A 21625-nucleotide genomic window follows, 5' to 3' on the forward strand; every position below is an offset into this window, starting at 1 on the left:
TTTCGTCGTTCGTTTTTTGGACAAAAAGCAGTCAAATAATTGTCATGAAGACCTTATAAAAGTATGTTTATCTTTTCACAAAATGCGTTATAATAAAAGTGCCTTCGAAATAGATAAAACATCTCTTATTAACTGTATACCCCATAATATACAACGAAGGTTATTTGAACTCCCTTTAGTAATGGCCTGAATGATGCAGCATTCAGGTCTTTTTTATATTATTGATTATTTTGATTTTGTGATTGAGTATTTTTTTGGCTGTTTCTATTTGAGAAGCTTCTCATTAATTTACCTAAGCCTCTATAAATAAAAAAACGAAGTACAATATTAATAATACGATTCATTTGTTTTCCTCCTTTTAATGTCTTTAGTTGTTCATTCCTTTTGCACAAATATTTAAACACGTTACACTATGTAAAGTGGTTGGTAGTATTTTAAAAAGGGTATTGTAATAATACGCTATTTGAAGTATTTAAAACTAGTTTTATTTACACATACTGTTATAATGTATCAATATAGATTATATTGTTATAAAGTGAGGGAAGCGCATGTCAACGCCTAAACGGACAAACCAAGGTATGGAGACTGAACGTCATAGTAATTCGAGTAAAAAGAGAAAATTAACAGGTTGTCTAAGTATTATCGTCATACTCATCTTACTTGGAAGCTTAGTTTTTGCGATATTTTCATTTGTAGATCAATCAAATAGAAGTGATGAACGGCTAAAAGAACAATCTATTGAAGAGGAAAAGGCTAAACGTGACAAAGAAAGCAAAGAAAAAAAGCAGAAAGACTCACGTGAAGAAGAGAGCATAGAAAAAAGTATAGAAGCAAAACAACGATCGCAAGAAAAGTCGATGGAAGAAGCGCAATCAACACGAGAATCTTCAACGCAAAATCAACCACAGACACAAAATAATACGCAACAACAAAATAATGCGACTCAAACGCAACAAACGCGACCATCCGCGCAGCCGAGAAGTAAGCCGGCTACTAAAGAAGAGACTAAAGAGGATAATACAAAGCAATCAACGAAAGAAACTAGCACTCAACAATCATCATCTGAGGAACCTTCTACAAGAGAGGCACCTCAGACAGAGGAGAGAACATCAAGTCAAGCACCGCAGTCTTCTGAATCTAGCACTACAGAAAATGCATCATCACAACAACCACAAACGCAACAATCACCACAGACACAACAACGCTCGCCACAAATACAGCAATCACAACAAACACAACAGTCATCGCAATCTACTCAAACATCACAGTCGCAACAAAGTGGAGGCGCATCACAACAAGGTCAATCTAACCAATCAAATCAATAATGTTTGAACGCTAAAAAAGTTGGGGCAATTACGCATTGTCCCAACTTTTTTGATACAGTATTTTAAAGCATTAAAAGAATATAGGTTAAGTATTTTACTATTACCAGAAAAGCATATTAAGCAAGAAAGTGAGAATAATTGATATGATGATTGAAAAAAGGCAGCCCGGGAAACAGCCTATAGGCGTACAACCCACTGACTTATAATAAAAGCGTCCTCCTTGAGGTCGATGATGTTCATACTGATTATTACGTTGACGATTAAAATCATCTGGATGGCGATAACGTGGATCGTCAGGATCAATGACTTCTGGTTCTTTGTTACGCATCGTATCACCTCGTTTTTATGTAATAGTTCCACTGTATAGCACGTTTTAGTTAGAATCAACTATTTTATGAGTATGTTTATGATTTCAATAATGAGTGTATATGTGTAATATATTCCTTTCAGTTACGTTTGTATTCTAATATATTTATAGGTTGGTCAAATAGTGTCCAGGTTTATTTTATCTGGGATTGTTTTTGACTTGCTTATCAATCATTAAAGTAGTACAATGTAATTGTAAACAGGAAACAAACTATAAAGTGATTGGGACATTAAATGTCTAGCCTTGGCTTTAAGTTGACCATCTTGTTCACTATTAAGGAGGCCTGCCACTTGAAAAAAATGATTCAAGTTCAACAAAAAATTGTGCCTGACTTGATAGACAAAATGTATCGACGTTATTCAATATTAACAACGATTCAAAAACTACAACCTGTTGGACGTCGTACCTTAAGCGACATACTAAAAGTAACCGAACGCGTTTTACGTTCTGAGACAGATTTGTTAAAGACGCAAGGGTTAATACTTGTGAAGTCAACAGGAATGACTTTAACAGCGGATGGCGTAGAGGTTGTATCACAATTAAATGATTACTTTAATCGTTATTCCGATTATCATCATTTAGCACGTTTGATTAAAGAGCAATATGGTATTAAAGAAGTGCATGTAATTCCGGGAGATAGTGATACAGATTCGAATGTTAAAGTTGAATTAGGTCGTATAGCAGGGCAGTCTCTAGAAAAGCAACTTTTTGAGGAAGCCGTGGTATCGGTAACAGGAGGATCGACTATGGCATCAGTAAGTGATGCGATGTCGCCGTTACCTTACAATGTATTATTCGTCCCTGCTCGTGGTGGATTAGGTGAAAATGTTGTATTTCAAGCGAATACGATTTGTTCATCTATGGCACACCGTACAAACGGTTCATATACGACGTTATATGTTCCGGATCAAGTTAGCGAGCAAACATATAATAATTTGTTAAGTGAACCTTCTGTAATCCAAACATTAAAGAAGATTAGAGAATCGCAATTTATTGTACATGGTATCGGTGATGCGCTGACAATGGCTAGAAGAAGACAATCTTCTTCAGAGGTCATTGACAAACTTCAACATCATCAAGCAACAGGTGAGGCCTTTGGATATTATTTCAATCAAGAAGGCAACATTGTTCACAAAGTCAAAATGATTGGCATCCAACTTGAAGATGTCCAATCGAAACCCTATATTTTTGCTGTAGCAGGTGGAAAATCTAAAGGATATGCGATTAAGTCATATTTACAGTTTGCACCTAAACACTCTGTTTTAGTGACAGATGAAGCAGCAGCAGAAATTATCGCAAATAATAAAAAATAACATCAAATAAAAAGTGAGTTCACTTTTTAAATATCATTTAAAGGAGGCCATTAGCATGGCAGTAAAAGTAGCAATCAACGGATTTGGTAGAATTGGACGTTTAGCATTTAGAAGAATTCAAGAATTTGAAGATATCGAGGTAGTTGCTGTAAACGACTTAACTGATGACGATATGTTAGCGCATCTTTTAAAATATGACACAATGCAAGGTCGTTTTACTGAAGAAGTAGAAGTTATTGATGGTGGTTTCCGCGTTAATGGTAAAGAAGTGAAATCCTTATCAGAACCAGAACCTAAAAAATTACCTTGGAAAGATTTAGATGTAGACGTAGTACTAGAATGTACTGGTTTGTTCACTGATAAAGAAAAAGCAGAAGCACACATTGAAGCAGGTGCTAAAAAAGTATTAATTTCAGCTCCAGGTAAAGGTGACCTTAAAACAATCGTTTATAACGTAAACCATGAAGAATTAGACGGTTCAGAAACAGTTGTATCTGGTGCATCTTGTACAACTAACTCATTAGCACCAGTTGCTCAAACATTAAATGATAAATTTGGTATTGTTGAAGGTTTAATGACAACAATTCACGCTTATACTGGTGACCAAAATACACAAGACTCACCTCATAGAAAAGGTGACAAACGTCGTGCACGTGCTGCAGCTGAAAACATCATTCCTAACTCAACAGGTGCAGCTAAAGCAATCGGTTTAGTTATCCCTGAAATTGATGGTAAATTAGACGGCGGTGCACAACGTGTTCCAGTAACAACAGGTTCATTAACTGAATTAACAGTTGTCTTAGATAAAGAAGTTTCAGTTGAAGAAGTTAACCAAGCAATGAAAGATGCTACAAATGAATCATTCGGTTATACTGAAGATGAGATCGTATCATCTGATGTAGTAGGAATGACTTTTGGTGCATTATTTGACGCAACACAAACACGTGTGATGACAGTAGGAGATCGTCAATTAGTTAAAGTAGCTTCTTGGTACGATAACGAAATGTCATATACTGCACAATTAGTTCGCACATTAGAATATTTAGCAAATCAAGCTAAATAATATGATAGACTCATTTATGTAAGTACGTTCTATGTGCTTCAAACGAACAGATAGCTTTGTAGTAAGCGGAGGAGCACAATCGCTTCTCCGCTTTTTTAACAATGAAACTTAAAAGGGGGATCTATCATGACAAAAAAAGATGTTACTGACGTAGAGTTAAAAGGGAAGGTTGTATTAGTACGTGCAGATTTTAACGTACCAATGAAAGACGGAGAAATCACAAATGATAACCGTATAGTACAAGCTTTACCAACGTTAAAACATATTATTGATCAAGGTGGCAAAGTGGTTGTATTCTCACACCTTGGTAAGGTCAAAGAAGAAAGCGATAAGGAATCATTAACATTGGCTCCCGTTGCTGAACGTTTATCAGAAAAATTAGGACAAGATGTTACATTTATTCCTGAAACACGCGGTGAAAAATTAGAAAATGCGATTGAATCATTAAACAATGGCGATGTATTAATGTTTGAAAATACACGTTTTGAAGATGTAGATGGTAAAAAAGAATCTAAAAATGATAAAGAATTAGGAAAACACTGGGCATCATTAGGAGACATTTTTGTGAATGATGCATTTGGTACAGCGCATCGTGAACATGCCTCAAATGTGGGTATTGCTTCAAACTTAGAAACAGTAGCTGGTTTCTTAATGGAAAAAGAAATTAAATTTATTGGTGGCGTTGTAAACCAACCAAATAAACCAGTTGTTGCGATTTTAGGTGGCGCAAAAGTGTCAGATAAAATTGGTGTCATCGAAAACTTACTTAAAATTGCTGACAAAGTATTGATCGGTGGCGGCATGGCATATACTTTCTTAAAAGCACAAGATAAAGAAATTGGTTTATCACTACTTGAAGCAGATAAAATTGATTTTGCCAAAGAGTTGTTAGATCGTGCAGGTGACCAAATTGTGCTTCCTGTAGATGCTAAAGTCGCTAAAGAATTTTCTAACGATGCTGACATTTCAACAGTATCTATCGATGAAATTCCAGAAGATCAAGAAGCGATGGACATTGGTCCTGAAACGGTTAAATTATTTAAACAACACTTAGAAGGTGCCAATACAGTCGTATGGAACGGACCAATGGGTGTATTTGAATTTAGCAATTTTGCGAAAGGTACAATTGGTGTATGTGAAGCAATTGCAGAATTAAAAGATGCAACTACAATTATTGGTGGTGGCGATTCTGCAGCAGCAGCAATGCAACTTGGTTTCGAAGATGACTTCACACACATTTCTACAGGTGGCGGTGCTTCTTTAGAATATTTAGAGGGTAAAGTATTACCAGGCATCAAAGCCATTGCTGATAAATAAAATTTTAGTATCGTGACGAGATGATATCATTATATATAAGGAGTGTTTCGATTGAGAAAACCAATTATAGCAGGTAACTGGAAAATGAATAAAACTGTAAACGAAGCAAAAGCGTTTGTTAAGGAGTTACCAGAATTACCAGATACAAATGCAGTTGAATCTGTAATTTGTGCTCCAACCATTCAGTTAGATGCTTTAATTTCACTTACAAAAGAAGGTGTAGCACCAGGTCTAAAAATCGGTGCTCAAAACACATATTATGAAGACAATGGTGCTTTTACTGGTGAAACATCACCTGTAGCATTAGAAGATTTAGGCGTACAATATGTTGTAATCGGACATTCAGAACGTCGTGAAATTTTCCATGAAACAGATGAAGAAATTAATAAAAAGGCACATGCTACATTCAATCACAACATGACACCTATCATTTGCGTGGGTGAAACAGATGAAGAACGCGAAAATGGTAAAGCTAATGATGTTGTAGAAGGCCAAGTTAAAAAGGCATTAGAAGGATTATCTGAAGATCAAATTAAACAAGTAGTCATTGCTTATGAACCAATCTGGGCAATTGGTACTGGTAAATCTTCAACTGCTAAAGATGCAAATGAAATGTGCCAAGCTGTGCGTCAAACCATCGCTCAATTAACAAGCGAAGATGTTGCTGAAGCAGTACGTATTCAATATGGTGGTAGTGTTAAACCAAATAACATTAAAGAATTTATGGCAGAAGAACATATCGATGGTGCATTAGTTGGTGGCGCATCTCTTAAAGTAGAGGATTATGTTCAATTGTTAGAAGGTGCAAAATAATTATGGCAAAACAACCGACAGCCCTTATCATTTTAGATGGATTTGCTAATCGTGAAGAAACACATGGTAATGCGGTAAAACAAGCACATAAACCTAATTTTGATCGTTATTTCGAAAAATACCCAACCACACAAATTGAAGCTAGTGGTTTAGATGTTGGTCTTCCAGAAGGTCAAATGGGGAATTCAGAAGTCGGTCATATGAATATTGGTGCAGGTCGCATTGTGTATCAAAGTTTAACACGCATTAATAAAGCGATTGAAGAGGGCGACTTCTATAACAATGATGTGTTAAATCAATCGATTGATCATGCATTGAACAATCATTCAGCACTGCACATTTTCGGTCTTTTATCAGATGGCGGTGTGCATAGTCATTATCACCATTTATTTGCGATTTTAAAATTAGCGAAAGAAAAAGGTTTAGATCAAGTTTATGTCCATGCCTTTTTAGATGGACGTGACGTGGATCAAAAATCAGCTTTAAAATATATTGATGAAACAGAAAAACAATTCCAAGAGATTGGTGTCGGTCAATTTGCCTCAGTTGCAGGTCGTTATTATGCGATGGATCGTGATAAACGTTGGGATCGCGAAGAAAAAGCATATGATGCCATTCGTAATTTTAATACACAAACTTATCCATCGGCTAAAGCAGGTGTCGAAGCCAATTATGAAGCCGACCTAACTGACGAATTTGTTGAACCATTTGTGGTTGAAGGCCAAAACAATGGTGTTAACGATGGAGATGCGGTCATCTTTTACAATTTCCGACCTGACCGTGCAGCACAACTTTCAGAAATCTTTACAAATAAAGCGTTTGATGGTTTTAAAGTAGAGCAAGTGAATGATTTATACTACGCTACTTTTACAAAATATAATGATCAAGTGGATGCGCACATCGTATTTGAAAAAGTAGATTTAAAAAATACGATTGGCGAAGTGGCTCAAAACAATCAATTAACACAACTTCGTATTGCTGAAACAGAAAAGTATCCTCATGTCACGTATTTTATGAGTGGGGGTCAGAACGATTTATTCGAAGGCGAGCGTCGTCGATTAATTGATTCGCCTAAAGTGGCAACATACGATTTGAAACCAGAAATGAGTGCATATGAAGTTCGCGATGCTTTATTAGAAGAGTTAGATAAAGGCGATTTAGACCTTGTTATTCTAAACTTTGCTAACCCGGACATGGTAGGTCATAGTGGTATGCTAGAACCAACGATTAAAGCAATCGAAGCGGTTGATGGGTGTCTAGGTGCGGTTGTAGACAAAATCTTAGAAATGGATGGCCATGCGATTATTACAGCAGATCATGGTAATTCTGATGAAGTATTAACAGATGATGATCAACCTATGACGACGCATACGACAAACCCTGTCCCTGTTATCGTAACGAAAGACAATGTCGAACTTCGTGACACAGGCCGTTTGGGTGATTTAGCACCAACACTGATTGATTTACTTGGTGTGACGCAACCTGAAGACATGACAGGTGAATCACTGATTAAACATTAAAAAACTTTCAGGTAAATCTGAAACCAGTTATAATGAAAGCAGATTTACAGTGTATATAACAAGGGAGTTGGGACCGCTCTTATTGAGTGCGCACTAGCAAGGTCCTAGCTCCGACATCTTAACAAAAAGGAGATTTTAAATTATGCCAATTATTACTGATGTATATGCTCGCGAAGTATTAGACTCACGTGGTAACCCAACTGTAGAGGTTGAAGTATTAACAGAAAGCGGCGCATTTGGCCGTGCTTTAGTACCATCAGGTGCTTCAACTGGTGAACATGAAGCTGTAGAATTACGTGATGGTGACAAATCACGTTATTTAGGTAAAGGTGTCGAAAAAGCAGTTGAAAATGTTAACGAAATTATTGCGCCTGAACTTATTGAAGGAGAATTTTCTGTATTAGAGCAAGTTTCAATCGATAAAATGATGATTCAATTAGATGGTACAGAAAATAAAGGTAAATTAGGCGCTAACGCAATTTTAGGCGTATCTATCGCTGTAGCACGTGCAGCAGCTGATTTACTAGATCAACCTTTATACAAATATTTAGGTGGTTTCAACTCAACAGTATTACCAACACCAATGATGAACATTGTCAACGGTGGTTCTCACTCAGATGCACCGATTGCATTCCAAGAATTTATGATTTTACCTGTTGGTGCTGAAACATTTAAAGAAGCATTACGTTGGGGTGCAGAAGTATTCCATGAGTTGGCTAAAATCTTGAAATCTCGCGACTTAGTAACTGCTGTTGGTGACGAAGGTGGTTTCGCACCAAAATTTGAAGGTACTGAAGATGCAGTAGAAACTATCATTGAAGCGATTAAAGCAGCTGGCTTAGAACCTGGTAAAGATGTATTCTTAGGCTTTGACTGTGCTGCCTCAGAATTTTATGAAAATGGCGTTTACGACTACACTCAATTTGAAGGAGACAAAGGTGCTAAACGCTCAGCAGAAGAACAAGTTGATTATTTAGAACAACTCGTTGAGAAATACCCAATTATTACAATTGAAGATGGTATGGATGAAAACGACTGGGACGGTTGGAAGTTATTAACTGAACGTATCGGTGACCGTGTACAACTTGTTGGTGATGACTTATTTGTTACAAACACTGAAATTTTATCAAGAGGTATTAAAGAAAACATCGGTAACTCTATCTTAATTAAAGTAAACCAAATCGGTACTTTAACAGAAACATTTGAAGCAATTGAAATGGCTCAAAAAGCGGGTTACACAGCAGTAGTATCTCACCGTTCAGGTGAAACTGAAGATACAACAATTGCGGATATCGCAGTAGCTACAAATGCTGGTCAAATCAAAACAGGTTCATTATCACGTACAGACCGTATTGCAAAATACAATCAATTATTACGCATTGAAGATGAACTTTATGAAACTGCAAAATATGAAGGATTACATTCATTTTATAATTTAGAAAAATAGGTCAATAAGACTTTGAAAGTGGGGCGGTAAACTAAACTGCCCCACTTTTTTAATTAAAATAAAGTGTATACTGGCGAGCGTCTAAGGTGTCTTCCTTTTTAAAAAGAGAAGGCGCTTATTTTCTTTAAGGATAGAACCTGATATAATATATACTGATTATTAAATAAAGGAGTCCCAATATGTCGGAACAATTAACCCCTGAAATGCGTGCGCACACAACAGGTAAAATGCTCGGGATTGTTACATTTATATTTGCGGTAGCATTAGTTGTCCATCAAGTGTTGATAGTAGATAATGATGTCATCAGTTACATGTTAACGGAGTCTGGAAACGACGCAACAAAAAATGCGATTAACGGGATTAATAACAGTATTCGTTATACAGGTATACTTTATATCATTGCTTATGCAACTGGTGTATTAGCCATGAAGTTTCAACACCCTTATTTATGGTGGTTTTTAGTGGCTATCTTTGTTTCGCAAGTATTTAATGCGTTATTATATCCACCTATACTTTATGCAGCAATATATAATGTTAAAGGATTCTTTGCATTAGTGCCTTACTTTGTGGTGGTAGTAGGTTCATTATTACTTGCAATTTGGATGATTGTCGTTAGTATTAAGCGTAAATCTACTTTTAATCGCTAAGCGTTTGTTGAGAAACCACTATAAATGTGGTAGAATAACTTTCGTATATGATGAATGGAGGACAATCTGATGCATACTTTTTTTGTAGTATTACTGATTATTGACTGTATTGCGCTTATCACAGTTGTTTTACTCCAAGAAGGTAAAAGTAATGGTTTATCAGGTGCTATAAGCGGTGGCGCTGAACAGTTATTCGGTAAACAAAAACAACGTGGTATTGATTTATTTTTGCATAGATTGACAATTATACTTTCTATTATTTTCTTTATATTAATGTTAGGTATTAGTTATTTTAATATGTAAACGGCTTATGGGCTAGGACATGTTTGAATGTTCTAGCCTTTAAATATTGTTAATACTTATGCCTTGTTTGTGACGTAAGCTTTAAAACGGTAAAATAATACTATATACTTTTGAAAGGATGTACTTAATTTATGAAAATACAACTACCAAAACCATTCTTTTTTGAAGAAGGGAAACGTGCTGTGTTATTATTGCATGGCTTCACAGGAAATAGTTCAGATGTGCGTCAATTAGGACGTTTCTTACAGAAAAAAGGATATACGTCTTATGCGCCGCACTATGAAGGGCACGCAGAACCGCCTGAAAATATTTTAAAATCTAGTCCACATGTTTGGTACAAAGATGCGTTGGACGGTTATGAATACCTCGTTGAACAAGGTTATGATGAAATTGCGGTTGCTGGTTTATCATTAGGTGGTGTATTTGCACTTAAATTAAGCTTAAATCGTAGTGTGAAGGGTATTGTAACCATGTGTACCCCAATGTACATTAAGACAGAAGGCGCTATGTATGAGGGCGTTTTAGAATATGCACGTAATTTTAAGAAATATGAAGGTAAAGATGACGCTACCATCGACCAAGAAATGAAGGCATTTCATCCAACTGACACACTCAAAGAATTACAACAAACCATTCAAGAGGTCAGCGAAACAGTAGATGAAGTAGTAGATCCATTACTTGTAATTCAAGCTGAACAAGATGAAATGATTAATACAGATTCTGCTAATATTATTTATAACGAAGCATTGTCTGATGAAAAACATTTATCTTGGTATGGAAACTCTGGTCATGTTATTACAATAGATAAAGAAAAAGAAGCAGTTTTTGAAGAAGTTTATCAATTTTTAGAAGGCCTAGATTGGTCAGAATAAAATTTTAAAAAAGAAACTGTAGAAAGGAGGACGCATATGAACTTAAAAGAAGAGGTTAAATCAATTATACAACGCCCTGACTATGAACCGATGTCCGTGTCAGATTTTCAAGATGAGTTAGGATTAAGTAGTGCGGATTCTTTTCGCGACTTAATTAAAGTCCTCGTGGAATTGGAACAATCTGGATTACTCACACGTACGAAAAAAGACCGTTATCAGAAACAAACAACGTCACAACCGCATTTAATTAAAGGAACATTGAGTCAAAATAAGAAAGGGTTTGCCTTTTTAAGACCTGAAGACCAAGATTTAGAAGATATCTTTATACCGCCGACTAAAATCAACCGAGCGATGGACGGCGATACGGTTATTGTAGAAGTGAAAAAATCGCGTGGTGACCATCGTAGTGGTAAAGTTGAAGGCGAAGTTAAATCTATTGAATCACACTCAGTGACGCAAGTGGTCGGTACATTTTCTGAAGCCCGTCACTTTGGGTTTGTGATTCCAGATGATAAGCGTATTATGCAAGATATTTTTATTCCGAAAGGTCAAGACTTAGGTGCTGTAGAGGGCCACAAGGTACTTGTACAAATTACAAAATATTCGGATGGCACTAATAATCCAGAAGGACACATTTCAGCTATCTTAGGTCATAAAAATGACCCAGGTGTAGATATTTTATCGATTATTTACCAACACGGTATTGAAATTGAATTTCCTGATGAAGTGCTTAAAGAGGCAGAAGCTGTACCAGATACAATTCAACCTGAAGAAATTGCAGAACGTCGAGATCTTCGAGATGAATTAACGATTACCATTGATGGTGCAGATGCGAAAGATTTAGACGATGCGATTGCGGTTAAATCCTTACCAAATGGTCATATTGAATTGACGGTAAGTATTGCAGATGTCAGTTATTATATTAAAGAGGGTTCACAATTAGATAAGGAAGCTTATGATAGAGCCACAAGTGTTTATCTAGTGGACCGTGTGATACCAATGATTCCACATCGTTTAAGTAACGGTATTTGTTCACTTAACCCTGATGTCGACCGTTTAACATTAAGCTGTCGAATGGAGTTTGACGAGAAAGCCAATGTTGTGAACTATGATATTTTCGATAGTGTCATTCATTCTAATGCACGAATGACATATAAAGAAGTCAATCAAATTATCACAGATAAAGATCCACAATTGCGAGATAAGTATCAAGACATCACACCGATGTTAGACTTAGCTCAAACATTGTCTAACCGTTTAATTCAAATGCGTAAACGTCGTGGCGAAATTGATTTTGATATTAAAGAAGCTAAAGTGCAAGTGAATGAAGAAGGTATCCCTCAAGACATCGTTGCTCGAGACCGTGGAGAAGGCGAACGTCTTATCGAATCCTTTATGTTAGCAGCAAATGAAACAGTCGCTGAACACTTTAATAAAAAGGAAGTACCATTTATTTATCGTGTGCACGAACAACCTAAAGCTGAACGTTTAACACAGTTTTTCGATTTTATAACAAACTTCGGCATTATGGTAAAAGGGACTGGCGAAGATATTCATCCGAGAACACTACAAAATATCAGTCAAGAAATTGCAGGTCGTCCAGAAGATATGGTCATTTCCACAATGATGCTACGTTCTATGCAACAAGCGCATTATGATAGTGATAACCTAGGACACTTTGGATTAGCGGCAGATTATTACACACACTTCACGTCACCAATACGTCGTTATCCTGATTTAATTGTTCATCGGTTGATTCGTAAGTATTTAATCGAAAACTCAATGGATGGTAAGGAGATAAAATACTGGGAAGATCACTTACCGGAAATGGCAGAGCATACTTCTAATCGTGAACGTCGTGCTGTAGAAGCAGAAAGAGATACAGATGAATTGAAAAAAGCTGAGTTCATGATTCAACATATTGGAGATGAATTTGAAGGTATTGTTAGCTCAGTTGCGAACTTTGGTATGTTTGTGGAGTTACCAAATACCATTGAAGGTTTCATTAGTATGCAAAACATGACTGATGATTACTATCACTTCAATGAGCGTCAGATGGCACTTATTGGTGAACGCAAAGCGCAAGTTTACCGTATTGGTGATACTGTTAAAGTAAAAGTGGTTCATGTTGATGTAGATGAACGTCAAATTGATTTCCAAGTCGTTGGTATGCCAATTGACTTAAATCGTCCAAGCCAACGTAAGGAAAAAGGTACGACAATTCAAGCCAAAACAAAAGGTAAAAAGTTCGACAATCCTAAGAATAAGAAGAAAAAACGCAAACAACGTAAAGGTAAAAATGCGCGTAAACGCGAAAAAGAGGGTAATACCAATCATAAGCCATTCTATAAAAGTAAAAAGATAAGAAAAAAAGCGCGCAAAAAGAAAAAATAATCGAGGTGACACACAATGCCAAAATCTAAAACAGGAAAAGGCACACTAGCAGTCAATCGTAAAGCACGTCACGATTATAATATTGAAAATACGATTGAAGCGGGTATTGCGTTACAAGGTACAGAAATCAAATCAATACGTCGCGGTAGTGCAAACTTGAAAGATAGCTATGCTCAAGTTAAACGTGGTGAAATGTATCTTCATAATATGCATATCGCACCTTATGAAGAAGGTAATCGATTTAACCACGATCCAAGACGTTCTCGAAAGTTGTTATTACACAAACGTGAAATACTCAAAATCGGTGAACAAACTAGAGAAATCGGCTATTCGATTATTCCGCTCAAATTGTATTTAAAGCACGGTAATTGTAAAGTATTATTAGGCATTGCACGCGGTAAGAAAAAATATGATAAACGTCAAGCATTAAAAGAAAAAGCAGTCAAACGTGATATGGATCGTGCAATGAAACAAAAATATTAAGTGATTGCGTAAAGACCCCATTTTTGTTATTATTAAATGTGCTTTCAGCTTTATGAGGGAGCACATTCTTATCAAGGGGACGTTTATGGATTCGACAGGGGTCCCCCGAGCTCATGAAGCGTGTCGGAGGGTTGTCTCCGTATCAACACACACAGTTTATAATAACTGGCAAAACTAACAATAATTTAGCAGCAGCTGCCTAATCGGCACTCTGCATCACCTAACAGCATCGCCTATGTGCTGTTAACGTGATTCAACTTTAGTAGGATACGCTCATCACTGCCGTTTGAAGTCTGATGAGAAGAGATGAATCAAACTCGCATAATGTCAGTTGTCTGTTTCTAATCATTATGTTAAATTGCTCAAACAGACTACACACGTAGAAACATTTGTATCAGGACCTCTGGACGCGGGTTCAAATCCCGCCGTCTCCATACTATAGCCTATAACCCGCGTGGTTGTAGGCTTTTTTTATTTTTAAGTGCACAAAATATAAAAAAACGAATTAAAAATAAACACCGCCTCATGCTAGAATAATATTTGATCAATCCACTAACATTAACGATGCGAAAAATGTTTCAATACTACGCAAACAAGTGATGAAAATGAAATAAAATTAAGTACAAGAAATGGGAATGATAATGATGATTAGACTTGCCAAGGAAAAAGACATGGAAAGTATTACAGAAATTTATAATGAAGCGATATTAAATACCACTGCCGTATATACTTATGAACCGGTGACTATTGAAAATAGAAAGCATTGGCTTGAGTGTAAAACAGAACCTGTTTTTGTATATGAGAAACAGGGGGTAGTGGTTGGTTTTGCGACATATGGAGCATTTAGAGAGTGGCCTGCCTATCAAAATACAATTGAACATTCGATATATGTCGATGCAAGCTGTAGAAAGGAAGGTATAGCATCGCACTTACTTGAGGCATTAATTAATGAAGCAACAAATAAAGGATATAAAACCATTGTAGCTGGCATTGATTCATTAAATATAGGTAGTATTAAACTACATGAAAAATTTGGATTTGTGCAATGTGGACACATTAAAAAAGTAGGATATAAGTTTAATCAATGGTTAGATTTGAGTTTCTATCAATTGCTATTAAGGTAAATAACACCATATAAATGATATACTTCTAAATACATCAATAGACGTTTATTGACTTAATAGAGAAGCCTATAATCTATGTGATTGTAGGCTTTTTATTCTTGTACCTCTTTATCAAAATATAAAAACCACTGCCTTTAAATAAGGTAGTGGTTACAAACACGTATCATCTATAGTCGTATAATCAACATACGTATGTCTTAATATATTTATAGAAGCAAAGTGGAGATCGATAAAACTACTATAATGTATTTAGTTCAATAAAAACTGCAAATTGGATAACTCTGGGATAGTGTTAATGATATATGAGTGGTTCTTTAGTAATCTATAATAGCGCTGTGATAGAGATAATGGTTATGATAGTTGCGGGTGAGTTGTTGGATGAAATGAAGACATGATAGATAATCTGTACTACCGTTTTCTAAGTTGGATAAAAAATGTATGTAGTGTGCTTTTTCTGTTGAAGTTGCTTCTTTCTTAAAATAACCCCATAAATGTTGAAAGGTATTTATAAAAGATGAGTGATCGATAGGTTTATTTAACAAGTGTTCAATTTCGTCAACCAGCTCTTGGTAACGAATGCCGTTTTTAATCAGTGATTTAATGTATAAATAGTCCTGATATTGACGCATCATGACATTATACTTTTGATAATGCCAATAATGCTGAATTTTTGTAATTTCTTTCAATGTTAACCACCTATATTATAGATTAGCCAATGTTCCTCGATATAACGATCATTTACTTTACGTGCTGCTTCTTCTGTTGCTAAAAATTCAAACCCAAACTGATTGAAAAAGACTTTAGCTTGGATATTATTAGAAGCTATGGCTAAGATAAGTTGTTCAATCTTATCATTTTTAGCATGTTGAATGAGCGTTTGAATCAGTTGATGACCTAATGTATTACCGCGATGATTAGGTGTGACATATAAACTTTGAACCGTTGCTTTATGTTTTTTCGTTGGATGTTGGATGTTGGATGTAGTCTAACTGTACAATGCCGACAAGCGTATCATCAATGAAAGCACCAAAAACAATACTATTTTTGTGATTATCTGGATGTAAAAATTGAATTGATTGTTCGTTGTTGGACTGGCAATCATATTCACATTCATGAATAAACGTTAATGGCTCATTTTCATACGCTTCAATAATGATATTTTGAAATGCAGTTGCATGTGTATCGGTTAAAATTTCAATCATAATGAACCCCCAACTTTTGATAATCGCTTGTTAATAATAATAAGAAACTTTTGATTTATTTGCAACATTTATTTTTGAATTTTTTGAAAATTAAATAGACCCCACAAATTTTTTAGTTATACTATTCTTGTGAGCGTCTGATATTCAAAATAAAACCCCAAAACTTAGTGATACCACTAAGCTTTGAGGTAATGTGTATCTATTTTTAGTTAGAGTAAATTATTCAACTACTTCTACAGATAAATCAACATCGATGTTATTTCTTGTTGCTTTTGAATATGGACAGAAGTCGTGCGCTTCTTGAATCATTTTTTCAGCGTCAGCTTGATCCATATTTTTTACTTTTCCGTGAATATCTACTTCTAATTTAGGACTTTTGTGATCAGGATCGTCTACTAAACGTACTGTTAAGTCGACAATCGGTTCAGCATTTCTAAATCCATTTTGTTTAAGGATTAAATCAAATGCACCATTAAAGCAAGAAGCATAACCAGCTGCGAATAACTGTTCTGGATTTGTTGCTACACCATCCGCTTTATCTGGAGGTAAAATTTGTAAATCTAATGTGTTGTCATCTGTTTGAACATGTCCTTTACGTCCACCAGTATTTGTAGCAGTTGTTTCATAATTTGTAGCCATTATCAATTCCTCCTTTTGCTTACGTTCGATGTATACCCGAAATAAAATATTTAAATCATCCAATCTTTTCAAAAAGGCATAAATAGGCTATAGTTGTTTTATTCAGAATTAACAGAAAATAACGAGGTGATGGAATGAAAACAATTAAAGTATTTGATGTTAGGGAAGATGAGAAGAAAGCACTGCAACAATGGATAGATAGACATCAACATGAAGTAAAGGTTGAGTTAACGGAAGAACCATTTGGTGAGCGCCACTTTAATACTTTGGCTCAAATTGATGGGATATCTACCTCTCAAACCACGTCTTTTAATAATGATTATTTACAGGTATTATCTGATCATGGTATTCAGCATATCGCACAACGTTCAGCGGGCTTCGATATGTTTGATTTAGAGGCAGCACAACAATATGGTATCACCATTTCCAATGTACCGAGTTATTCTCCTCAATCTATTGCAGAGTTTGCAGTGACACGCATTTTAGAGTTAGTGCGTCACACGCATCAAATTGATCGAAATGTCGCTGAAAATAATTTTACTTGGGATATGGCGATTCAAGGTCGAACGCTAGCTTCATTAAAAGTTGGCGTATTAGGTACGGGACGGATTGGTAGTAGAGTGGCTAAAATTTTACATGGATTTGGAACGCAAGTTTATGGTTATGACTTACAACCTGATTCAGATTTACAGGAAATAGTGAATTATGTGGATAGTGTTGAAGCGCTCGTTCAAGATATTGATGTGTTGACGGTACATATTCCAGGCTCTAAAGACAATCAATATGTTATCAATAGTGATGTTTTTCGTAATGCTCAAAAAGGGCTGATTTTTATTAATACAGCACGTGGTGTTGTAGTGGAAACGACTGCATTAATAGAGGCGCTTGACGCAGGAATTGTAAGAACTGTGGCGTTAGATACGTATGAAAATGAAGGACCGTATTTTAAAAAAGACTATACGTATACGAATGTAGAAGATGAGATGTTGAATCATTTGATTGAACGACAAGATGTACTTGTATCACCTCATGTCGCATTTTTTACAGATGAAGCGGTTCAAAATCTAGTGGATATTCCATTGGATGATGTATTATCTTATATTAAAGGAGATACGATCAAAAACAACGTGATGAAGTAAGGATTGGTGAAATTAAGTGAAAACACAAATTGTTGCGAGTTTAATGTTGAACCAAGATACTATAACAGATGAAGAACTTGATTTAATCACGCAAAATGCATCTTATTTTGATATTTTGGAGTTGCGCTTAGATCAACTTTCTAATATAGAGGTTAGTAATATAGAAACTTTATTAAATAATATTAAGTCTACTGCTCAGAACGAGATTTTATTAACTTACCGTACAGCGAGCCAGGGTGGTTTTGGTGAATTATCAAATGAGGCATACATACAATTAAATCAACAACTGGCTCAGTTAACACAAGTTGATATGATAGATATTGAGTGGGAGGCATATAATGAGACACGAGCCGATTTAGTTCAATACATTAAAGATCAAAATAAAGAGGTTATTGCGTCATATCATGATTTTAATCAAACCCCTACACTGGACGTACTTAAGAAGACGTATTTTAACATGTCCAAGCTCGGCGCACATCATCTTAAAGTAGCTGTAACACCCCAACGTAAGAAAGATGTGCTGACATTATTAGAAGCTGTGTCTGAGGCGAGTGATGCATTATCTCAATGGATTACAGGTATTTCTATGACGCAACTAGGTGTTATCTCTCGTACTGCTCAGGAAGTGTTTGGAGGAGCATTAACATATGGCGCCCTAGCAAAAGAAGTGGCACCCGGTCAACTAAATGTACGTCAATTATCTCAATTATTGCCAGTATACAGTTTAGTTGAAAATACAACGATCGTTAACTATAATTGATAATGGTTATCATTAAAAAGGGGTAGATAAAGATGCAACTTCAAGAAGCTATTCAGACGAGAAGGAGTATTAAAAAGTTTAAAAGAGATATGCACATTGATGAATCCGCGGTTAAAGATGCGATAGAAATTGCTGCCGATGCGCCAAATCATGGTATGAGAGAGCCATGGCGTGTGGTATACGTACCTAAACATAAGTTAGGTGAAATGAGTAGAGATATTTCGAAGTATGCATTCCCTAGAGATAAAGAAAAACAACAAAGTCACTATGATGCAGTGACCAATTTAGGGGGATTTTTAGCAATTATTATGAAATGCGATGCAAGACAGCGAGAAGAAAACGAAAATTATTTAGCTGTAGGCGCATTTGCCCAAAATCTCTTACTATTGTTACACGACCGCGGTATAGGTTCTTGTTGGAAAACACCTCAATATATTTTTAATCCTAAAGTTAGAAATGTTTTCGGTGTCCTACCTGATGAACGTTTAGTAGGTTTCATTTATTTAACGGACTTAGAGGATTATGATCAAACAAGAAAAATTAAGCGTAAAAATAGAGGATTAATTACAGATTTTGTATAAATCAAAAAGAAAAGCCGTTAATATGGAAAATCCATATTAGCGGCTTTATTGCTTAGCCTAAGCTATTAGCTAAGAATTCTTCTACTTGTTCAGGAGATTTTGCATTAGCTGAGTGTAGGTGATGTAATTTTTGACCATCTTGGAAAATTAAAAGACTTGGAATACCCATTACATCATACGTTGTAGCAGCTTCTTCAAGTTCGTCGCGATTTACAACATACCACTCATATTGGTTGTATTTTTCAACGATAGGGTCAATCCACATGTCCATTGCACGGCAATCAGGGCACCAACCTGCCTCAAATTTGATAATAACAGGTGATTGACTTTGAATAACCTCATTAAATTGATTCATATCATTAATATTTTTCATAATCATAAACCTCCAAGTAAATGTCGTAACCATATTATAACGAAATCCACCTATGAAGTCATCCTTCGAAATGAGCATGCTATAAAATCGATAAAGTGGGTATATATTAAAAAAGTATCTAATTATTGAAAACTTTGCTATATTTATATTAATTAAATTTAGGAGGTAGCTTATGATTAAATTTTATCAATACCGACAATGCACAACATGTAAAAAAGCGGCTCAATTTTTATCAGAGTACGGTGTGAGTTATGAACCTATCGACATTGTGCAACACACACCTACTAAAGAAGAATTTGCGAAGATTGTAGAAGATTCTGGTATTGAAATTAAAAAATTATTCAATACACATGGTGCTAAATATCGCGAATTAAATTTAAAAGATAAGTTAAAAGATATGTCTGACGATGAAAAACTAGAATTATTGGCATCTGACGGTATGTTAGTGAAACGTCCATTAGCCATTTCTGGTGATAAAGTGACTGTAGGGTTTAAAGAGGACGTTTATAAAGATACTTGGGTTCGTTAAAATAGTTGATAGAATTCAAGCGATATGTCATCATTAATATGTAATTAAAAATAGGAGGGGATTCACGTGGCAGTGCCAAATGAATTTAAGTATTCAAAAGAACATGAATGGGTTAAAGTTGACGGAAATGTTGCTTTAATCGGTATTACAGACTTCGCACAAAGCGAATTAGGAGATATCGTTTTCGTTGAACTTCCAGAAGTAGACGACGAAGTTTCAGAAGGTGAAACTTTCGGTAGCGTTGAATCTGTAAAAACTGTATCTGAATTATATTCTCCACTTACAGGTAAAGTTGTGGAAGTAAATGAAGATTTAGAAGATGAACCGGAAGCAGTCAATGAATCACCATATGAAAAAGCATGGATGGTTAAAATTGAACTTAGTGATGAAAGTGAGTTAGACGCATTAATGGATGCTTCAGCTTACGAAGACATGATTGGTGAATAATACTTATTTTTTATTGAGACTCCTTGGTAACTTGTTTATCCGGGAGTTTTTTGGTATCAATTTTACTCTCAGACTATTTAGAAGGTGAAGACTATGGCGATCATAAATAAAGTAATTGTTGTAGAAGGTAAATCTGATAAAAAAAGGGTAAAAGAAGTGTTAAACGAACCGGTTGATATTATATGTACACATGGCACAATGAGCATCGAGAAAATGGACAATATGCTAGAGTCATTATATGATAAGCAAGTCTATATACTCGTAGATGCTGATACAGAAGGACGCCACATTCGTAAGTGGTTTTCAAAATATTTGAGCGAACGTATTGATATATTTGTGGATTCTACTTACACTGAAGTGGCGCGTTGTCCTCGTGATTACCTCTCAAATGTGTTAGGACGTTTTGGATTTAACGTGAAAAACGATTTTTATGTCAAAGGAAAGTATGGATATCATGAATGTTTCAGAGCAATTGAACAATATATCTAAAAATAAAGATGAACCTGTACATCTTATATTTGGTTATACACCGATGTGCGGGACGTGTAAAATGTCTGAGCGTATGTTAGACATTGCGAATGACATTGTAAATTTGCCTTTAGTGAAAATAGATTTAAATTTTCATCCGGACTTTAGTCAAGATTATGAGATTCAATCAGTGCCTATTTTACTGATTATGAATTATGATCAAGAAGTTAAACGCATTTACGCGTTTCAGTCTGTCCCCTTTTTATTAGAAAATTTAAAAAAGGCGATTGACGAATCAACGTGATGATGATAATATAATAGACAATTAAATATTCAGAAAACTCTTATCAAGAGTGGTGGAGGGATGTGCCCTAAGAAGCCCGGCAACCGTCAAACGTGAAATGGTGCCAATTCACATAAAGTTTTTTTGGACTTTTGAAGATGAGAGAAGCGACGTTGATACAATGCTTTCTCTTTTATTCAAAAGAGAAAGCATTTT

Annotated in this window: 27 protein-coding genes, 1 other RNA gene and 1 riboswitch; of the genes, 21 read left to right on the plus strand and 7 right to left on the minus strand. The window is 35.5% G+C overall.

From position 1 onward, the window contains the following. Positions 1 to 218: 218 nt before the first annotated feature. Positions 219 to 344 (minus strand): hypothetical protein, encoded by a 126-nt coding sequence (locus tag ACEE93_RS01660; RefSeq protein WP_449154620.1) that lies wholly within the window; start codon positions 342 to 344, stop codon positions 219 to 221. A 204-nt stretch (positions 345 to 548) separates the two neighbouring features. Here ACEE93_RS01660 and ACEE93_RS01665 point away from each other — a divergent pair, with 204 nt between their 5' ends. Beyond that, positions 549 to 1325: a DUF4887 domain-containing protein gene (locus tag ACEE93_RS01665; protein ID WP_449154621.1), complete on the plus strand. Its 777-nt coding sequence runs from the start codon at positions 549 to 551 to the stop codon at positions 1323 to 1325. A gap of 100 nt (positions 1326 to 1425) precedes the next feature. Here ACEE93_RS01665 and ACEE93_RS01670 read toward each other — a convergent pair whose 3' ends face one another. Then, entirely contained in the window at positions 1426 to 1653 is a 228-nt protein-coding gene (locus ACEE93_RS01670) for a hypothetical protein (protein ID WP_449154622.1), read from the minus strand. Between the two features lie 329 nt (positions 1654 to 1982). Between ACEE93_RS01670 and ACEE93_RS01675 the strand changes: the two genes are divergently transcribed. The 13 genes from ACEE93_RS01675 (at position 1983) to ACEE93_RS01735 (ending at position 14988) form a co-directional block, all read left to right on the plus strand. After that, positions 1983 to 3005 carry a sugar-binding transcriptional regulator gene (locus tag ACEE93_RS01675; protein ID WP_449154623.1) on the plus strand — a complete coding sequence of 341 codons (1023 nt, stop codon included), beginning with the start codon at positions 1983 to 1985 and terminating at the stop codon, positions 3003 to 3005. Positions 3006 to 3060: 55 nt separating this feature from the next. Further along, positions 3061 to 4068: a type I glyceraldehyde-3-phosphate dehydrogenase gene (gap, locus tag ACEE93_RS01680; RefSeq protein WP_449154624.1), complete on the plus strand. Its 1008-nt coding sequence runs from the start codon at positions 3061 to 3063 to the stop codon at positions 4066 to 4068. Between the two features lie 126 nt (positions 4069 to 4194). After that, positions 4195 to 5385 carry a phosphoglycerate kinase gene (locus tag ACEE93_RS01685; RefSeq protein ID WP_449156353.1) on the plus strand — a complete coding sequence of 397 codons (1191 nt, stop codon included), beginning with the start codon at positions 4195 to 4197 and terminating at the stop codon, positions 5383 to 5385. A gap of 51 nt (positions 5386 to 5436) precedes the next feature. Continuing rightward, complete coding sequence (gene tpiA, locus ACEE93_RS01690) at positions 5437 to 6198, plus strand: triose-phosphate isomerase (protein WP_449154626.1); 762 nt, start codon at positions 5437 to 5439, stop codon at positions 6196 to 6198. 2 nt (positions 6199 to 6200) lie between these two features. Next, a complete protein-coding gene (gene gpmI / locus ACEE93_RS01695; protein WP_449154627.1) occupies positions 6201 to 7718 on the plus strand; it encodes a 2,3-bisphosphoglycerate-independent phosphoglycerate mutase in 1518 nt (505 codons plus the stop codon). A gap of 142 nt (positions 7719 to 7860) precedes the next feature. Beyond that, the gene (gene eno, locus ACEE93_RS01700; protein WP_449154628.1) at positions 7861 to 9165 is read left to right on the plus strand and encodes a surface-displayed alpha-enolase; all 1305 of its coding nucleotides are present in this window, start codon (positions 7861 to 7863) and stop codon (positions 9163 to 9165) included. Positions 9166 to 9344: 179 nt separating this feature from the next. Beyond that, positions 9345 to 9812 carry a hypothetical protein gene (locus tag ACEE93_RS01705; RefSeq protein WP_449154629.1) on the plus strand — a complete coding sequence of 156 codons (468 nt, stop codon included), beginning with the start codon at positions 9345 to 9347 and terminating at the stop codon, positions 9810 to 9812. A gap of 69 nt (positions 9813 to 9881) precedes the next feature. Then, positions 9882 to 10115, plus strand: coding sequence for a preprotein translocase subunit SecG (gene secG / locus ACEE93_RS01710; protein ID WP_449154630.1), 234 nt, complete (start codon positions 9882 to 9884; stop codon positions 10113 to 10115). Positions 10116 to 10246: 131 nt separating this feature from the next. Next, on the plus strand, positions 10247 to 10987 hold the full coding sequence (locus ACEE93_RS01715) for an alpha/beta hydrolase (protein ID WP_449154631.1): 741 nt from the start codon (positions 10247 to 10249) through the stop codon (positions 10985 to 10987). Between the two features lie 36 nt (positions 10988 to 11023). Continuing rightward, on the plus strand, positions 11024 to 13381 hold the full coding sequence (gene rnr, locus ACEE93_RS01720; RefSeq protein WP_449154632.1) for a ribonuclease R: 2358 nt from the start codon (positions 11024 to 11026) through the stop codon (positions 13379 to 13381). 15 nt (positions 13382 to 13396) lie between these two features. Continuing rightward, on the plus strand, positions 13397 to 13864 hold the full coding sequence (gene smpB, locus ACEE93_RS01725) for an SsrA-binding protein SmpB (RefSeq protein WP_449154633.1): 468 nt from the start codon (positions 13397 to 13399) through the stop codon (positions 13862 to 13864). Positions 13865 to 13939: 75 nt separating this feature from the next. After that, positions 13940 to 14301: a transfer-messenger RNA gene (ssrA, locus tag ACEE93_RS01730) on the plus strand. Between the two features lie 207 nt (positions 14302 to 14508). Further along, the gene (locus ACEE93_RS01735; protein WP_449156570.1) at positions 14509 to 14988 is read left to right on the plus strand and encodes an N-acetyltransferase family protein; all 480 of its coding nucleotides are present in this window, start codon (positions 14509 to 14511) and stop codon (positions 14986 to 14988) included. Between the two features lie 314 nt (positions 14989 to 15302). Here ACEE93_RS01735 and ACEE93_RS01740 read toward each other — a convergent pair whose 3' ends face one another. The 4 genes from ACEE93_RS01740 to ACEE93_RS01755 all read right to left on the minus strand — a co-directional run bounded on the left by ACEE93_RS01740 (position 15303) and on the right by ACEE93_RS01755 (position 16829). Then, positions 15303 to 15674 carry a DUF1722 domain-containing protein gene (locus ACEE93_RS01740; protein ID WP_449154634.1) on the minus strand — a complete coding sequence of 124 codons (372 nt, stop codon included), beginning with the start codon at positions 15672 to 15674 and terminating at the stop codon, positions 15303 to 15305. Positions 15675 to 15676: 2 nt separating this feature from the next. Then, positions 15677 to 15961 (minus strand): N-acetyltransferase family protein, encoded by a 285-nt coding sequence (locus ACEE93_RS01745; protein WP_449156571.1) that lies wholly within the window; start codon positions 15959 to 15961, stop codon positions 15677 to 15679. Next, positions 15936 to 16190, minus strand: coding sequence for a hypothetical protein (locus tag ACEE93_RS01750; protein WP_449156354.1), 255 nt, complete (start codon positions 16188 to 16190; stop codon positions 15936 to 15938). The genes ACEE93_RS01745 and ACEE93_RS01750 overlap by 26 nt, the downstream gene beginning before the upstream one ends. Positions 16191 to 16409: 219 nt before the next feature. Next, positions 16410 to 16829 carry an organic hydroperoxide resistance protein gene (locus ACEE93_RS01755; protein WP_449154636.1) on the minus strand — a complete coding sequence of 140 codons (420 nt, stop codon included), beginning with the start codon at positions 16827 to 16829 and terminating at the stop codon, positions 16410 to 16412. 134 nt (positions 16830 to 16963) lie between these two features. Between ACEE93_RS01755 and ACEE93_RS01760 the strand changes: the two genes are divergently transcribed. The 3 genes from ACEE93_RS01760 to ACEE93_RS01770 are packed head-to-tail and all read left to right on the plus strand — an operon-like array spanning position 16964 to position 19309. Continuing rightward, positions 16964 to 17968, plus strand: coding sequence for a D-2-hydroxyacid dehydrogenase (locus tag ACEE93_RS01760; protein WP_449154637.1), 1005 nt, complete (start codon positions 16964 to 16966; stop codon positions 17966 to 17968). A gap of 16 nt (positions 17969 to 17984) precedes the next feature. After that, entirely contained in the window at positions 17985 to 18728 is a 744-nt protein-coding gene (gene aroD, locus ACEE93_RS01765) for a type I 3-dehydroquinate dehydratase (RefSeq protein ID WP_449154638.1), read from the plus strand. A 32-nt stretch (positions 18729 to 18760) separates the two neighbouring features. Further along, positions 18761 to 19309: a nitroreductase family protein gene (locus ACEE93_RS01770; RefSeq protein WP_449154639.1), complete on the plus strand. Its 549-nt coding sequence runs from the start codon at positions 18761 to 18763 to the stop codon at positions 19307 to 19309. A gap of 52 nt (positions 19310 to 19361) precedes the next feature. On the opposite strand, the gene ACEE93_RS01775 is transcribed toward ACEE93_RS01770, so the two are convergent. Then, a complete protein-coding gene (locus tag ACEE93_RS01775) occupies positions 19362 to 19682 on the minus strand; it encodes a thioredoxin family protein (protein WP_449154640.1) in 321 nt (106 codons plus the stop codon). A 172-nt stretch (positions 19683 to 19854) separates the two neighbouring features. On the opposite strand from ACEE93_RS01775, the gene ACEE93_RS01780 reads away from it, so the two are divergent. The 4 genes from ACEE93_RS01780 (at position 19855) to ACEE93_RS01795 (ending at position 21430) form a co-directional block, all read left to right on the plus strand. Further along, on the plus strand, positions 19855 to 20211 hold the full coding sequence (locus ACEE93_RS01780) for an arsenate reductase family protein (RefSeq protein ID WP_449156355.1): 357 nt from the start codon (positions 19855 to 19857) through the stop codon (positions 20209 to 20211). A 66-nt stretch (positions 20212 to 20277) separates the two neighbouring features. Further along, complete coding sequence (gene gcvH, locus ACEE93_RS01785) at positions 20278 to 20658, plus strand: glycine cleavage system protein GcvH (protein ID WP_449154641.1); 381 nt, start codon at positions 20278 to 20280, stop codon at positions 20656 to 20658. A gap of 93 nt (positions 20659 to 20751) precedes the next feature. Continuing rightward, positions 20752 to 21147 carry a toprim domain-containing protein gene (locus ACEE93_RS01790; RefSeq protein ID WP_449154642.1) on the plus strand — a complete coding sequence of 132 codons (396 nt, stop codon included), beginning with the start codon at positions 20752 to 20754 and terminating at the stop codon, positions 21145 to 21147. Further along, positions 21113 to 21430, plus strand: coding sequence for a thioredoxin family protein (locus ACEE93_RS01795; RefSeq protein ID WP_449154643.1), 318 nt, complete (start codon positions 21113 to 21115; stop codon positions 21428 to 21430). The genes ACEE93_RS01790 and ACEE93_RS01795 overlap by 35 nt, the downstream gene beginning before the upstream one ends. A gap of 37 nt (positions 21431 to 21467) precedes the next feature. Beyond that, positions 21468 to 21574: riboswitch (SAM riboswitch) on the plus strand. Positions 21575 to 21625: the final 51 nt, after the last annotated feature.

Source organism: Staphylococcus sp. 11262D007BW, assembly GCF_053547815.1.